This window comes from Bacillus infantis (genome assembly GCF_008180445.1).
Lineage (GTDB): Bacteria > Bacillota > Bacilli > Bacillales > Cytobacillaceae > Bacillus_AB > Bacillus_AB infantis_B.
The window spans coordinates 256,099-269,158 of the sequence record NZ_VTER01000006.1; the positions used below are offsets into that span (position 1 = coordinate 256,099).

Sequence of the window (13,060 nt, forward strand, 5' to 3'; positions counted from 1 at the left end):
ATGTATGGCTTCCGGATCGTCGACAAGCTTCAGAAGATAAATGAAGATATAAAGCAAAAACAGCTGAAATATCATACAAAAAGAGTATTAGTGAGCAAGGAGTTCACTTTTGATGCTGCCCACCATCTCCATTGCTATGAAGGCAAATGTAAAAACCTTCATGGACACACCTACAAGGTAATTTTCGGAATCAGCGGGTATGTGGATGAAATTGGCCTTTTGATAGACTTTGGAGATATTAAAGAAATATGGAAAACACAAATTGAAGTCCATCTTGATCATAAATATTTGAATGAAACGCTTCCTCCGATGAATACCACAGCCGAAAATATGGTTGTCTGGATTTATGAGCAAATGTCTGCCTGCCTAAAGGAAAAGGATTACTCGCCGCAGCAGGATGCAAGGGTAGAATTTGTGAGATTGTTTGAAACTCCGACCAGCTATGCAGAGGCGAAGAGGGAGTGGATGGAGAATGAGTAAGATTCCAGTCATGGAGATTTTCGGGCCTACCATCCAGGGTGAGGGGATGGTCATCGGCCAGAAGACAATGTTCGTCAGGACCGCCGGCTGTGACTATTCATGCTCATGGTGCGATTCTTCCTTCACTTGGGATGGAACAGGCAAGGAGCTGATCAGGCAAATGGATGCAGAAGAAATCTGGAATGAGCTTAAGGCAATCGGCGGAGAAGGCTTCTCATTCGTCACGATTTCAGGCGGCAATCCTGCTCTCCTTAAAAATCTCGACAAACTGATTAGCCTGCTAAAAAAAGAAAATATCAAACTCTGCCTGGAAACACAGGGCAGCCGCTGGCAGGACTGGTTCTATTCCATAGATCAGCTGACGATTTCACCAAAGCCGCCAAGCTCAGGCATGATAACAGACTTCGAAATTCTTGATGATATTTTCAAAAGACTGGCAGACCGCTTTACACACCAGGTGAGCTTTAAGGTGGTTATTTTTGACGAGAATGATTTTGAATACAGCAAAAAGGTAATGAAGCGATATCCAGGAATTCCACTTTACCTGCAGGCAGGCAACGAAAATTTGTCTGCTGCAAATAATGGCGAATTCCTGAGCGAACAGCTGAAGAAATACAGCTGGCTGATCGAAAAAGCTATGCTTGACGATGAAATGAAAGAAGTCCGGGTTCTGCCCCAGCTGCATACATTTGTGTGGGGGAATATGAGAGGGGTATGATTGGTGCGGTTATAGGACAGCCGTGATGGGCTAGAAGTAATGAGAAAAAATTATAGAGAACAGTTGATTGCAGTGCAAGGCACGTAGACTCCTGCGGGAGATAGCGGCAAGGCTGAGACCCCGCATGAGCGGAGCGAAGAGGAGGCTCAGCGCCGCCCCGCGGAAAGCGAAGTGCCTGGAACGGAAATCAACACTCCTATTACTGGTAAATTAAAATAGAAGCAGACTAAACTGGATTTTTTTACCAGGTATCTTATCTTCAACGTTCTATATCATTCCAATGTATTGATAAAGACTAAAGATTTTTTTTTCTAAATCTTATCTCAGACAAATATAAAAAGCCAAAAGCAGCAACCCTGCTTTTGGCATTCTTGCTTATACCTGCTTCAATGCTTCCTTAACCGGTGTTTCCCCGTTCAGGATCTCAAATGTTTTCTTATAAGTATTCTCAAGGTCAACCGCTTCTGCCAGCACAGCAGCGACATCTTCACGGGTTATCTCTCTTGAGCCGTATTCCTGTATCTTTTCTTCCAGCAGGATTTTTCCCGTCGCAGGCTCATTGAGAAGTCCGCCCGGACGGACGATTGTATAATTCAGCCCTGATGAGCGCAGATGATCGTCAGCAAGTTTCTTAGCCACAAAATAATGCTTCATCGATTCTATCCCTGCATCAGGCGTATCTGCATTCATGCTGCTGACAAGAAGAAAGCGGCTGATATTATGTTTTTTCGCCTGATCAATCGTCTTGATTGCACCCCAAAGGTCGATGAGGATGGTCTTATCTGCACCTGTGTGCCCGCCGGAACCCGCAGTGAATACAACACTGTCCACTCCTTCAAAAGCGTGCGAGAAATCTTTCTCCAGGTCGCCGATGACTACTTCATCAGCACCAAGCTCTCTCAGTTCGCCGGCCTGCTCTTCTTTGCGGACCATGGCAACTGACTTGTGTTCAGTCTCTGCCAGTTTTTTAATAAGATGTCTGCCTATTTGTCCATTTGCTCCAACAATCAGGATATTCATGTGAGATTCTCCTTTCCAAATACATAATTCTATAATAACAATCTACCCTGATAGATCTAAAACATTCCGCCTGCAGCATATCCCTTAACAGGAAATAAGGAATATTTCTTGGGAAAGCGCATAATCTGACATGCAGGCATTTTTTCTTACCGAAAAACTAAGCATGCTGGCGTATTTTGGCGCATCAGCTCGAAAGACGACTTATTGGGAGCAGTTTGTTATAATAGAACACAGAAGAAACTTCATTTTCTATCAAATGGTTTCGGTTTTGGAGGTGTAATATTCATGCTGCAAACAGCCAAAACACTTATAAATGCAGATGAAATAGAGGAAATGCTGAAAAAAATGGTGGAAAAAGCGTATTTGGACATTAAGGACGACCCTGTGCTGCTCTGCATCGACTGCAGTGATGTAGATCTGTATGTGGCCTCTTCAGGCAATCTGGAATTTGAAGAGCTGGTGATGGCTAATTTTAAGCTGGATGAATACGGTGACCCCATAGACAATAAAGAATACCAGACATTAATGTGTGAGCTTCATGACTGTTTTATAGAGCTTCATAAATCGAGCGGAATGTTCGATTATTTCCCTGAAGGTGAATATGAGGTAAAAGGAGAAAAAAGAGATTCAGAAACAGATATGCTGGGGCCGAAGGGAGTCTTTTTCGCTCCGTTTGAGGACGCGCTCAACTAAAAAGGAACGCTGCCTTTAACAGGCAGTGTTCCCTGGATTACAATGACTGATTGGACTGCCGTACGTTTAATTCTCTTTCAGCTGCAGGGAAAATCAGTATAAATTCAGTCCCTATATTCTTATCGCTGATAATTTTATAGTGCCCGTCAAGCCGTTTAATGATATCAAATGAAATAAGCAAACCCAGCCCGGTGCCTTTTGTTTTAGTTGAATAATAGGGGCTGCCAAGCTGCTTAAGCTGTCCAGGTGTAAGACCGGAGCCCTCATCTTTTATTTTTACGGATACTTCCTTCTGATCCTGCTCGGCGGTGACAAGAATGGTACCTCCGTCCTGCATGGATTCAACCCCGTTTTTTATAATATTGATCAGCAGCTGCTTAAATTCATTTGCATTCCCGTATATATATAAATCTTCCTGGGCGCGGCAGCTGATTTCTGTTTGGGATAAAAGGGCAAATGGCCTGATGAAATCGGCAATTTCCCTTACAAGATCTGTTACCGGCAGCTTTTCCTTTGAGGCTATCGAAGGTTTGGCAAGCGAGAGGAAATCTGAAATAATATGATTTGCCCTGTCAAGTTCTTCAAGTGACGTTGTTACATATGACCGCTGGCCGTCAGTCAGGTTTTGTTCATCTTTCATAAGCTGCAGGAACCCTCTGATTGTCGTCATGGGATTTCTGATTTCATGGGCGACCGAAGCTGCAAGCTGGCTGACCGCATTGGATTTGTCTGCTGTTTGAAGCTTTTCAGCCATCTCCGAGTGCAATCGGTACATTTCCATAATATAAATGGCAGCACATAGACTGATAAAAGATAAAAGAAAGAAAAGGCCAAGGTTCACTGCATTCTGAATATGCCCGGTCTGCAGGAAATAAATCAGCCTGGTAAGTGTGATAAAAAAATAAAAAGCAAAAGCAACGATAGTTTTACCCAGAATGTTCATTTTCTGATATTTTTTCCGTATAAACAGCATCGGCAACGATATAATAAAATAATTTATGAGAGTAACATAAAGATTATCTGCATTAAAAAGGGCCATGAATATGAGAAGGGCGGCGATTAACAAATACCCGCCCAGGGGTCCAAGATAGAAAAAGCAAAAAAATACAGGTATGAACTTCATATCAAATTCAAGGCCATTGGCCATTCTCACAGGAAATGCAAGTGTCAGCATCAAGGAGGCAGCAGCAGCAAAAAACATGAGCCAGGCTCTTTTTTCATGCTTCAAGCTTATGTTGTGCATAAGCGGGATAATCAACATGATAAAAAAATGAAGAAATAAATTCTCAGCAAACTCCCGCAACTTCATCAGCCTCCACTCTAAAAAGTCCTACCAAAAACATTATAGCAAATATTTTGAAAATGGATAGACAGCATTTTAAAGAGACTGCTAAGGACTTTACACATTACAAAACAAAGGAATGGTAGTTATGGACAATCAAGACAGGAAAATGATCAGAATGAAAGACATCGTTAGGGAAGGAGACCCTATTTTACGGCAAAAAACAGCTGAAGTGCCGGTCCCTCTCAATCAGGAAGACCATGATACCATGGAAATGATGATGGAATATCTAAAAAATAGCCAGGATCCTGAATCGGCTTCAAAATATCAGCTCCGGCCAGGAGTCGGCCTCTCTGCAAACCAGATCGGGAAGGATAGAAGAATGTTTGCTGCCTTCTTCAGGGATGAAAAAGGGGATGTAAAAGAGCTGAGGATTTTCAACCCAAAAATCATCAGCCATTCTGCTGCGATGGTCTATCTTCCGGAAGGTGAAGGCTGCCTTTCAGTTGACAGGGATGTTAAAGGCTATGTTCCCCGCTATGAAAGGATTAAGATTCGATATTCCGATGAAAAAGGGGAGCAGGTGGAGATGCGCCTAAAAGGGATTGCATCTGTCATCGTCCAGCATGAAATAGATCATCTGAACGGCATCATGTTTTATGACCGCATCAACAAAGACAATCCTTTCGAGCTGCCTGACGGTGCAGCAGCGGCTGAATTGTTTTAAGTGGAGAAAAAGGAGCGGAACCGCTCCTTTTTTTATAAGGGTCGTTTAAAGAACCCGTAGTTTTGTCTGTTCTTCAATGCTTTTTACAGAATAGCAGGCAAAGCCCTTTTGTCAAAAACAAAGAAAGCAGCCGAAGGCTGCTTTCTGCTGATTCTATACTGTCACAAGTTCTGCCCCATGCTGCTTCAATGGTTCGCCGACAATTGCCTGAACCTCTGCACCTTCCAGTGTTTCTTTCTTCAGAAGGGCTGCAACCAGGCATTCAAATTCATATTCGTTCGTTTTAATGAGCATTTCTGTTTTAACTAAAGCCTGCTGGAACAGCTCTTGCATCTTGGCTTCTTTTTCCGCTTTGACAAAGGTCAGCTTGAAACCGTCCTGGAATAAGCCGATTTCCACCATTTGCTCAAGGATATGCTTGGCCTGCTGGACATCGCCGCTGACACCAATGCTGTGTTCGCCGAGATACAGCCTTTCTGCCACTCCGCCAGCAAGAATCATGCTGACCTGGTCAAGCAGTTCACTGCTGGTGGACAGATGAAGCTCCTTTGGTATAGGTGCAACATATCCGAGCGCCTGTCCGCGAGGTATGATTGTTGCTTTTCTTACTGAACCAGGCTTGGTGATGGCTGCAATCAAGGCATGTCCAGCTTCATGGATGGCAACCCTCTTTTTCGTTTCGGGGTCCTGAAGCGGGCGTGTTGTGCTTCCAAGCACGGTCCGGTCAATGGCAAAATCAAGATCTTCTTTATCTATTTTTTCTTTTCCGCTGCGGATGGCCCTTCTGCTGGCTGTCTCAAAGAGAGAGCTGATGTCAGCCCCTGAGAAGCCGGAGGTGCTTTCGGCCAGTGCAGGCAGGGAAGCTGCTACATCTTCTGCCAGAAGCTTGCCTTTTGTGTGGATGCTGATGATTTCCTGCCTTCCTTTTGTATCCGGAAGCGGAACAAGGAAAGAGAAGTCAATCCTGCCTGGTCGGAGGAATGCGTCATCAAGCATATCCTTTCTGTTGGTAGCAGCAATGAATAAAATGCCATCATTTGAGTGGCCGCCGTCAAGCTGGACAAGCAGCTCAGTCAATGTTTTCTCGCTTTCGTCCCCGCCATGCTGCTTCCGCTTGCCGGCAAGAGCATCGACTTCGTCAATGAAGACGACTGCAGGGGAATGCTTTCTGGCATTCTGGAATAAGCTCCTGACCCTTGAGGCGCCTACGCCGACAAACATTTCATTAAATGAAGATCCGCTGGTTGAAAAGAATGAAGCGCCGATTTCCTTGGCAATCGCCTGGGCAAGCAGCGTCTTGCCTGTACCTGGAGGTCCGTAGAGCAGGATTCCTTTTGGCGGCTTCACACCAAGCTGGATGGATGCTTCCCGGTCTTTGATGATGGAAAGTGTCTGGAGGATTTCCTCCTTCATTTCATCCTGAAGGCCCCCGATATCATCCATGGTGATGGAAGGGAGGGGCTTTGCCTTGCTGGCGCTGTTTTTCATTGAATTGGCGGTAGATATTCCTTTACCGGATTTTTGGAGATAAAGGCCGATCCCTGCAAAAAGGATCAGCGTTCCACCCAAAATCCAGAACGTATATGGATTTGCGGAAGAATAGCTGTACTGGATATTATAATTTTCGATCAGTTTGGCAACCATCTGGCTGTTTGGAGGCACTTGAGACACATACTCAGCTGTACCTGCGGTCAAATGGAGGGTGCCGTTTTTCATTTCATTTAAAATGACAGTGTCACTTTGGTGATCCTGAATGATATTCTCTATCGAAGAAAAGGGAATGGTAACTTCTTTGCTGCCGGAAAGGCTGAACCAAAGCGCAGCAGCAGCTATTAGAATGGCCAATGAAATAAGGGGGACAGGTTTCGAAATTTTTTTGAAAGTGGATTTCAACAATTTCCCTCCTAAATGAATCTATCTCCATTATAGGAAAACTTGTTCGGACTGTATAGATTTATGCAAGGGAAAAAACATGTAATTTTTGGTAAAGGGTTTTAATCTCTATTTCACAGGGTATTTAAAAAGCTTCTTGACAAGGAAGTCGAGGACTGGCTTGTTAACGGCGGATACTCCCAAGATGATCAGAGCTCCGCCGATGCTGCTGTATAGCGGGATTTTCTCTCCGAGAATAAGGATCGCTGCCAGCAGTGTAAACAGCGGTTCCAGGTACATCATGACAGAAACCTGGGTCGCTTCGAGCACCTCGAGCGCCTTTCCCCAGTACCAGTAGCCCAGGGCCGATACAAAAATGCCTAGAAACAGCAGATGCAGCCACCCGTCCAAAGGGAGGGTATACAGTAATTCGTACCCGCGATTTCTCAAAAGAAATGGCAGAGTCGCCAAGCAGCCTATCAGGCTTGTCCAAAAGGTGACAGCAAGAGAAGAATAGGGAAGTGCAAATTTCTTGGACAAAATCGAATAAACAGCCCAATTAAAGGTACTGAATAGTAAGAGAAAATAACCAAGACCAGGGCTGAATTGAAGCGTACCCCCTGAATTTTCCGCAGAGATGGCCAGAACCCCTGTAATGGCGATGATCATTCCTACAATCTTAAGGAGCGAAAGCTTTTCAGATAAAAAAAGGAAGGAAAGCAAACTAGTAAAAACAGGTGTGAAAGAGATCATCCAGCCAGCAGCTGAGGCATCCAGGGTGAGCATGGCAGAAGCCTGTACCATTTGATGGATGAACACCCCAAGCACCGAAAGTATAAAAACATGGGCGAAATGTTCTTTTTTTATGTAAAAAGATCCTTTTAAAATTATGAGAAGGCAGCCCAGAAAGATGGCGGCAATCATAAATCTCATAGACACCAGGGCTCCGGGTGCTAAATAATCTACCAGCCATTTGACCGAAACAAAAGAAACACCCCAGAAAGCAATTGCCAGAAGGGCGTACCATAAAGATAGAATGCGATTGCCCTGCATCATTCCCACCTCTCATATACCTTCTGCTATTCTTATTCAAGAAGAAAAGAAAATAGACTGAAAGAAGTGATTGACTGTTGCTTTCGCTTCGGGGGTTTTGCCTTTGGATTTGATTGCTTCATCCAGGGGTTTATACGCCATATGGATGTAACTGAAAAAGAGTTTCATAGTTTCCGATGTTCCGGGGGGTGCAAGATATATACACTCATGCTGTCAACATCAGGACTTATGATTTGCATTTCACTTCAGGACAGGAAACCCATTGGCTATATCAGCTGAATGTAAAGCAGATTAGGAAAATGCATCAGTACATCTTGACAATCGAAAAAAATCAGCGTATATTTAATTCCAATAAAACTTATAGGAATACTCTTATCCAGAGAGGCGGAGGGAATTGGCCCTATGAAGCCTCGGCAGCAGACTCCTTGCGAGAACTGTGCCAAATCCAACAAGCGGAAGCTTGGAAGATGAGAGAAGCGGCAGCCATACGCGCATAAAGCCTCTTCTGCTTCCGGGCCACCGGGCAGAAGGGGCTTTTTTAATGAAGGAAAAAACTTTAATGATAAAAGAAGAAGAGAAAAAGGACCAGCTGATTTCAGAGCTGCTGTCCATGGGTATATACAAACAAGAAGGCCGGCAGCTGTTTCAGGTGCCGTACGAAGAACTGTTAAAACTTTATCAGGAAAACAGATCACATATTAATGAATAGAGGGAAGGGACTATATATGTCAGAAAGCATTCTAATACCCTGGAAGGATATGCACCTGTGCGGATCGCTGGATTTTCCTGCAGGTTTCAGCAAAAACCGCCGCTATCCCCTGGTCATCATCTGCCATGGGTTTACAGGCAGCCGTATTGGCGTTGACAGGCTATTTGTTAAGACTTCCAACCGTCTTACTGCAGATGGGTATCTTGTCCTCCGCTTTGATTATGAGGGGTGCGGGGAGAGTCCGGGTGAGTATGGTGAAACAGGTCTTCCCGATTTGCTGGAACAGACTTTATCTGCCGTCGATTTTGCAATGAAGCTTGAATATGCAGATCCTCATTCAATTTCACTCATTGGCCACAGCCTCGGAGGTGCAGTTGCCGTGCTGGCTGCAGCAAAAGATGACCGCATCCGGAAGCTTATTATATGGTCGGCTTCTGCAAAGCCATATCAGGATATCGTCAGCATTGTCGGCAGTGAAAAGATAAAGGCACTGGACAAGGGGGCTTCACTTGATTATTTGGGCTATCAGCTAACGGAAAAATACTTTTCTTCGCTGAAGAGATATGAACCTTTGGATGAGCTTGCGGCATACCGGAGCGATGTCCTGATTGTACATGGAACAGCAGACCAGGATATTCCGGTATCCCACTCTGGAAGATATGCGGAAGAATTCAGGAAGCGGAAGGAAGGATCTTGTTCCTTGCATTATGTTACAGGAGCCTGCCATACCTACTCAGCCGGCCGCTGTTTTGCGGAGCTGATCGAGTGCACATCAGAATGGCTCAATGCTTTCAGGGAGCAGCAGTCATATGCCTCTTCATGAACTGAATCCATGCAGAAAAGGACCGGATTTTGAAAGATCCGGCCCTTTTTGGTCATTTCAGGATTCTATCCAGATAGCGGCGGAGAGTTTTTTCTATCCTGTCCGGTTTCAGACGTTCAGGCTCGAGCATACTGTGCAGGGCAAGCCCATCAATGAAACTGTATAACATTTCAGTCTCAAGATCATGTTCCTGGCCATCCTTCAGCTCTCCATGGGACTTTAGGAAATCCATCATCTGAACAATCCCCGTATATATTCCCTGCCTCAGGATGCGAAATTCTTCCTTTTGCCTGCTGTATGCAACAAACGCAAACCACACCTCCATTTCTGCCATTTTCTCATCTGTGGTTGGAACAATTTCAAGCAGGACTTCATAAACCTTTTCCCTTGGGGACAGATCCTTCAATGCAATCTCCGAAACCCTGTTTATAACATTTTCATTTACCAGTTTCATTGCATAAACAAGCAGTTCATCTTGTGTGGAAAAATAGTGGCGCAGGGCGCCAAGAGAAACACCGGCTTCTGCTGCAATATTGCGGACAGACGCACCTTCCACCCCTTTATCCAGAATAACCTGCCAGGTGGCCTGAACGATTCTTTTTTTCCTTTGCTCATGATCAACAATTTTAGGCATAGTCTCAGTGTAGCAGACCGTAAAACAGGTTTCAATTTTTAATAATACACTTGTATCGCTAAAAGTGTGGTGTTATGATGAGTTTAAACAACAATGGTACTGGAAGGGGAAAGTATGAACTGGATATTGTGGTTTATCATATTGTGTGAAGTCGGCTTTTGGGTTTTAATCCTGGCCGGCCTTTGTATGCGTTATCTTTTCGGAAAAAAGAAAACCGGTCTCATCCTGCTCGCGATGACTCCTGCTGTAGATCTGCTCCTGCTGGCAGCAGCCGGAGCGGACTTATACAGAGGCTCAGAAGCAACACAGGCACATGCATTGGCTGCGGTATATATCGGTGTGTCGATAGCCTTTGGAAAAAGTATGATCCAGTGGGCGGATGAAAGATTTTTATATTACATTGCCAAAAAGGGGAAACGGCCGGAAAAAAGATATGGTATGAATCATGCAAGTCATAATTTAAAAGGCTTAGCGAGGCATGGGGCCGCATATATTATCGGAGCTGCCCTGCTAATGGGAACCGTGCTGATCATAGATGATCCGGGGAGAACGGAAGCACTGTCCGGTGCCGTGAAAATATGGTCGATTGTCCTTGCAGCAGATTTGGTTTATTGCATCAGTTATTTTATCTGGCCAAAGGCCCCTAAAAAAAGCAAAGAGATGAATATATGAAAAGAATATCCCTCCTCAATCAGCGAGGAGGGATATCCTTTTCATATTTTTTCTTTTTCCAGTTCTTCCTCAACAACCAAAATCGGCATTTCACGTTTCTCCAGCTCTTCAATGAATTCCTTCCGTTGTTTAAGGGCATTCATACTAATATTAAAAGGTGGAAAACCGGTTCCCTGATTGATCTTCACCAATCTTTTCTTTCTCGCAGGAAGCCTTTCAATGTATTTTTCTTCAACCTTCACGATAACCCCCAGAAAAGCATTCCCTTGAACCTCATATGGAAAGATACCCTCGAAATCTTCCCAGACAATGAGCCCGGGGCCGCCTGGACCATTGACTTCCAGCCCCTCTGTGCTGAAAGAAACCAAGGGGGCTTTGTCATAAATCATTCCTGCAAAAAGCAGGGCACATCCAAATAATAAAACAGCAAGCAGTGAATAGATAATCAGCATAAAAGTTTCCCTGTTTTCATCATGTAAAATCATGTCCGAAGCCAGCCAGGCAAAAAATACACCTGCAGCCAATACAATCAGCATAAAAAGAAAGAATTTTCCTTTAGCCGCATAAAATTGTTTTTCCATCTTGTCCCTTCTTTTTGATTGATTAGTAGATTCTAAATGGAAAATTCCCCCTTTTACAGAAACATAAACCAAAAACTTCCATGCTGAAGCAATAATTCGAAATTCGAAACGTATGAGTAGAATTAATGCATAAAAAGAGAAATAATAGAAGCAATCAAAATTGAAGGTGTGGTTTTTATGTCCCAGCAAGACTTTACACAAGGGAATATTCTAAAGCAGATGTTTATTTTTTCTACTCCCATCATGCTGACGAACCTGCTGCAGGTTTCTTACCAGTTTGTAGACAGCCTCTGGGTGGGGAATCTGCTTGGAGCTGCTTCACTCGGCAGCATAGCGGTTTCAAGCACCGTCATATTTACGGTGCTGTCATTTATTATCGGCATCAATAATGCAGCTTTGACAATCTTGTCGCAGCAAAAAGGAGGAGATGATAAAAAGGGGCTGAGACAATATCTAAATAGTTTTGTAATTATCCTCACCCTGCTTTCCCTTGTGCTGGGAGCGGCAGGCTATTTGGCTTCAAAGCCTATACTCCAGTGGCTCGATACCCCAGAGGCGATGATTGCTGAAGCAGACTCCTATTTGAAAATTAATTTCCTCGGCATCCTTTTTTTGTTCGGATACAATTTTATCGGGACGATTCTTCGTTCTCTGGGGGACAGCAGGACGCCGCTGATTTTTGTACTGGTCGCTGTGATCCTTAACAGCATATTGGACCCGGTGTTCATTTCTGTCCTGGGATGGGGCATCGATGGAGCTGCTTATGCCACACTTGCCGCCCAGGGGATAGCATTCATATCTGGCATGTATATAGTTTTAAAAAGAAAACTCGCACCTTTTTCAATACCGTTCATGCCCGGTAAAGAAGAAGTGTGGACGATACTTAAATTAGGCATACCATCAGGACTCCAGATGATGGTGATCTCAGCAGGTGTAATGGCCATTATGAGTGTGGTGAATTCCTTCGGGGCGGAAACGGTTGCAGGCTTTGGGGCAGCCCAGAGGATTGACAGCCTGATCATGCTGCCGGCTTCGGCGCTCGGCACAGCCGTCAACAGCATGGCAGGGCAGAATATCGGGGCAGGTCAATGGAAAAGGGTTCATAAAATAGCACTGTATGGATCACTATATAATTTAGTCATCATGCTTATGATTGCCGGAGCGGCTGTGCTATTGGCAAAAGCGGGGATATCACTGTTCATTTCCGATCCGGGAGCCGTTGAGTTTGGTACAGGCTATCTTGTATCAATCGCTTTCTTCTATCCGTTCCTCGGGCTCAATTTTGTACTGAATGGCATAGTAAGGGCTGCAGGTGCCATGTTCCAGGTGCTTGTGCTCAATATCATCTCATTTTGGGTGCTGAGGTACCCTTTGACCTACCTTTTCTCACAGTGGATGGGGGAAGAGGGGATTGCATACGGAATGGGAACAAGCTTTATGATCAGCAGCGTGATTGCTTTTTCGTACTATAAATACGGCAGATGGGACAAGAAAAAGCTGTTTTCAATTGAAAAATGACACGCCAAAAGACACTCCCTGTGCGGAGTGTCTTTTGGCGTGTGGAAAAAAGGAAAGTCATGTATCGATCAGGCTTCTGGAATACATGAGTGTGGAGAAAAAAAGGAAGTCATGTATCCCATCAGGCTCCGGGATACATGAGCATGGAGAAAAAAGGAAAGTCATGTATCCCATCAGGCTCCTGGGATACATGAGTGTGGAGAAAAAAAGGAAGTCATGTATCCCATCATGCTCCTGAGATACATGAGCAGGGAGAAAAAAGGATGGTCATGTATCCC

The 13,060-nt window shown here is 44.4% G+C and carries 14 protein-coding genes and 1 riboswitch; of the genes, 8 read left to right on the forward strand and 6 right to left on the reverse strand.

Going from position 1 to position 13,060, the window contains the following annotated elements:
• Together queD and queE are read left to right on the forward strand one after the other, a co-directional pair.
• A complete protein-coding gene (queD, locus tag FZD51_RS12590) occupies positions 1-480 on the forward strand; it encodes a 6-carboxytetrahydropterin synthase QueD (protein WP_148975356.1) in 480 nt (159 codons plus the stop codon).
• On the forward strand, positions 473-1,198 hold the full coding sequence (queE, locus tag FZD51_RS12595) for a 7-carboxy-7-deazaguanine synthase QueE (RefSeq protein WP_148975096.1): 726 nt from the start codon (positions 473-475) through the stop codon (positions 1,196-1,198). Before queD ends, queE begins: the two co-directional genes overlap by 8 nt.
• A 375-nt stretch (positions 1,199-1,573) precedes the next feature.
• Here queE and FZD51_RS12605 read toward each other — a convergent pair whose 3' ends face one another.
• The gene (locus tag FZD51_RS12605; RefSeq protein WP_148975097.1) at positions 1,574-2,218 is read right to left on the reverse strand and encodes an SDR family oxidoreductase; all 645 of its coding nucleotides are present in this window, start codon (positions 2,216-2,218) and stop codon (positions 1,574-1,576) included.
• 285 nt (positions 2,219-2,503) lie between these two features.
• Between FZD51_RS12605 and FZD51_RS12610 the strand changes: the two genes are divergently transcribed.
• Positions 2,504-2,911, forward strand: a complete 408-nt coding sequence (locus FZD51_RS12610; protein ID WP_148975098.1) for a hypothetical protein — start codon at positions 2,504-2,506, stop codon at positions 2,909-2,911.
• 37 nt (positions 2,912-2,948) lie between these two features.
• Here the strand turns inward: FZD51_RS12610 and FZD51_RS12615 are convergent, their stop codons facing one another.
• Positions 2,949-4,112 carry a histidine kinase dimerization/phospho-acceptor domain-containing protein gene (locus tag FZD51_RS12615; RefSeq protein WP_187445738.1) on the reverse strand — a complete coding sequence of 388 codons (1,164 nt, stop codon included), beginning with the start codon at positions 4,110-4,112 and terminating at the stop codon, positions 2,949-2,951.
• A 229-nt stretch (positions 4,113-4,341) separates the two neighbouring features.
• Here FZD51_RS12615 and def point away from each other — a divergent pair, with 229 nt between their 5' ends.
• Entirely contained in the window at positions 4,342-4,920 is a 579-nt protein-coding gene (gene def, locus FZD51_RS12620; RefSeq protein ID WP_148975100.1) for a peptide deformylase, read from the forward strand.
• Between the two features lie 153 nt (positions 4,921-5,073).
• Here the strand turns inward: def and FZD51_RS12625 are convergent, their stop codons facing one another.
• Both FZD51_RS12625 and FZD51_RS12630 read right to left on the reverse strand, forming a co-directional pair.
• The gene (locus FZD51_RS12625) at positions 5,074-6,813 is read right to left on the reverse strand and encodes an AAA family ATPase (protein WP_148975101.1); all 1,740 of its coding nucleotides are present in this window, start codon (positions 6,811-6,813) and stop codon (positions 5,074-5,076) included.
• Between the two features lie 108 nt (positions 6,814-6,921).
• On the reverse strand, positions 6,922-7,848 hold the full coding sequence (locus FZD51_RS12630) for a DMT family transporter (RefSeq protein WP_148975102.1): 927 nt from the start codon (positions 7,846-7,848) through the stop codon (positions 6,922-6,924).
• A 366-nt stretch (positions 7,849-8,214) separates the two neighbouring features.
• Positions 8,215-8,319: riboswitch (SAM riboswitch) on the forward strand.
• A 67-nt stretch (positions 8,320-8,386) separates the two neighbouring features.
• Between FZD51_RS12630 and FZD51_RS12635 the strand changes: the two genes are divergently transcribed.
• The gene (locus FZD51_RS12635; protein ID WP_148975103.1) at positions 8,387-8,554 is read left to right on the forward strand and encodes a Fur-regulated basic protein FbpA; all 168 of its coding nucleotides are present in this window, start codon (positions 8,387-8,389) and stop codon (positions 8,552-8,554) included.
• Positions 8,555-8,570: 16 nt separating this feature from the next.
• Positions 8,571-9,377 carry an alpha/beta hydrolase gene (locus tag FZD51_RS12640; protein WP_262380903.1) on the forward strand — a complete coding sequence of 269 codons (807 nt, stop codon included), beginning with the start codon at positions 8,571-8,573 and terminating at the stop codon, positions 9,375-9,377.
• Positions 9,378-9,429: 52 nt separating this feature from the next.
• Here the strand turns inward: FZD51_RS12640 and FZD51_RS12645 are convergent, their stop codons facing one another.
• A complete protein-coding gene (locus FZD51_RS12645) occupies positions 9,430-10,011 on the reverse strand; it encodes a TetR/AcrR family transcriptional regulator (protein WP_148975104.1) in 582 nt (193 codons plus the stop codon).
• 114 nt (positions 10,012-10,125) lie between these two features.
• Between FZD51_RS12645 and FZD51_RS12650 the strand changes: the two genes are divergently transcribed.
• Positions 10,126-10,683, forward strand: a complete 558-nt coding sequence (locus FZD51_RS12650) for a hypothetical protein (RefSeq protein WP_148975105.1) — start codon at positions 10,126-10,128, stop codon at positions 10,681-10,683.
• A 41-nt stretch (positions 10,684-10,724) separates the two neighbouring features.
• Here FZD51_RS12650 and FZD51_RS12655 read toward each other — a convergent pair whose 3' ends face one another.
• Entirely contained in the window at positions 10,725-11,264 is a 540-nt protein-coding gene (locus FZD51_RS12655; RefSeq protein ID WP_148975106.1) for an STM3941 family protein, read from the reverse strand.
• A 177-nt stretch (positions 11,265-11,441) separates the two neighbouring features.
• Between FZD51_RS12655 and FZD51_RS12660 the strand changes: the two genes are divergently transcribed.
• A complete protein-coding gene (locus tag FZD51_RS12660; protein ID WP_148975107.1) occupies positions 11,442-12,782 on the forward strand; it encodes an MATE family efflux transporter in 1,341 nt (446 codons plus the stop codon).
• Positions 12,783-13,060 lie beyond the last annotated feature (278 nt).

Bases quoted from the DNA above. Each gene is read 5' to 3' on its own strand.
- FZD51_RS12650 (WP_148975105.1), top strand. From the start codon at position 10,126: ATGAACTGGATATTGTGGTTTATCATATTGTGTGAAGTCGGCTTTTGG.
- FZD51_RS12635 (WP_148975103.1), top strand. From the start codon at position 8,387: ATGAAGGAAAAAACTTTAATGATAAAAGAAGAAGAGAAAAAGGACCAG.
- FZD51_RS12645 (WP_148975104.1), bottom strand. From the start codon at position 10,011: ATGCCTAAAATTGTTGATCATGAGCAAAGGAAAAAAAGAATCGTTCAG.
- FZD51_RS12640 (WP_262380903.1), top strand. From the start codon at position 8,571: ATGTCAGAAAGCATTCTAATACCCTGGAAGGATATGCACCTGTGCGGA.
- FZD51_RS12605 (WP_148975097.1), bottom strand. From the start codon at position 2,218: ATGAATATCCTGATTGTTGGAGCAAATGGACAAATAGGCAGACATCTT.
- FZD51_RS12615 (WP_187445738.1), bottom strand. From the start codon at position 4,112: ATGTTTTTTGCTGCTGCTGCCTCCTTGATGCTGACACTTGCATTTCCT.
- FZD51_RS12655 (WP_148975106.1), bottom strand. From the start codon at position 11,264: ATGGAAAAACAATTTTATGCGGCTAAAGGAAAATTCTTTCTTTTTATG.
- FZD51_RS12610 (WP_148975098.1), top strand. From the start codon at position 2,504: ATGCTGCAAACAGCCAAAACACTTATAAATGCAGATGAAATAGAGGAA.
- queD (WP_148975356.1), top strand. From the start codon at position 1: ATGTATGGCTTCCGGATCGTCGACAAGCTTCAGAAGATAAATGAAGAT.
- queE (WP_148975096.1), top strand. From the start codon at position 473: ATGAGTAAGATTCCAGTCATGGAGATTTTCGGGCCTACCATCCAGGGT.
- FZD51_RS12630 (WP_148975102.1), bottom strand. From the start codon at position 7,848: ATGATGCAGGGCAATCGCATTCTATCTTTATGGTACGCCCTTCTGGCA.
- FZD51_RS12660 (WP_148975107.1), top strand. From the start codon at position 11,442: ATGTCCCAGCAAGACTTTACACAAGGGAATATTCTAAAGCAGATGTTT.
- def (WP_148975100.1), top strand. From the start codon at position 4,342: ATGGACAATCAAGACAGGAAAATGATCAGAATGAAAGACATCGTTAGG.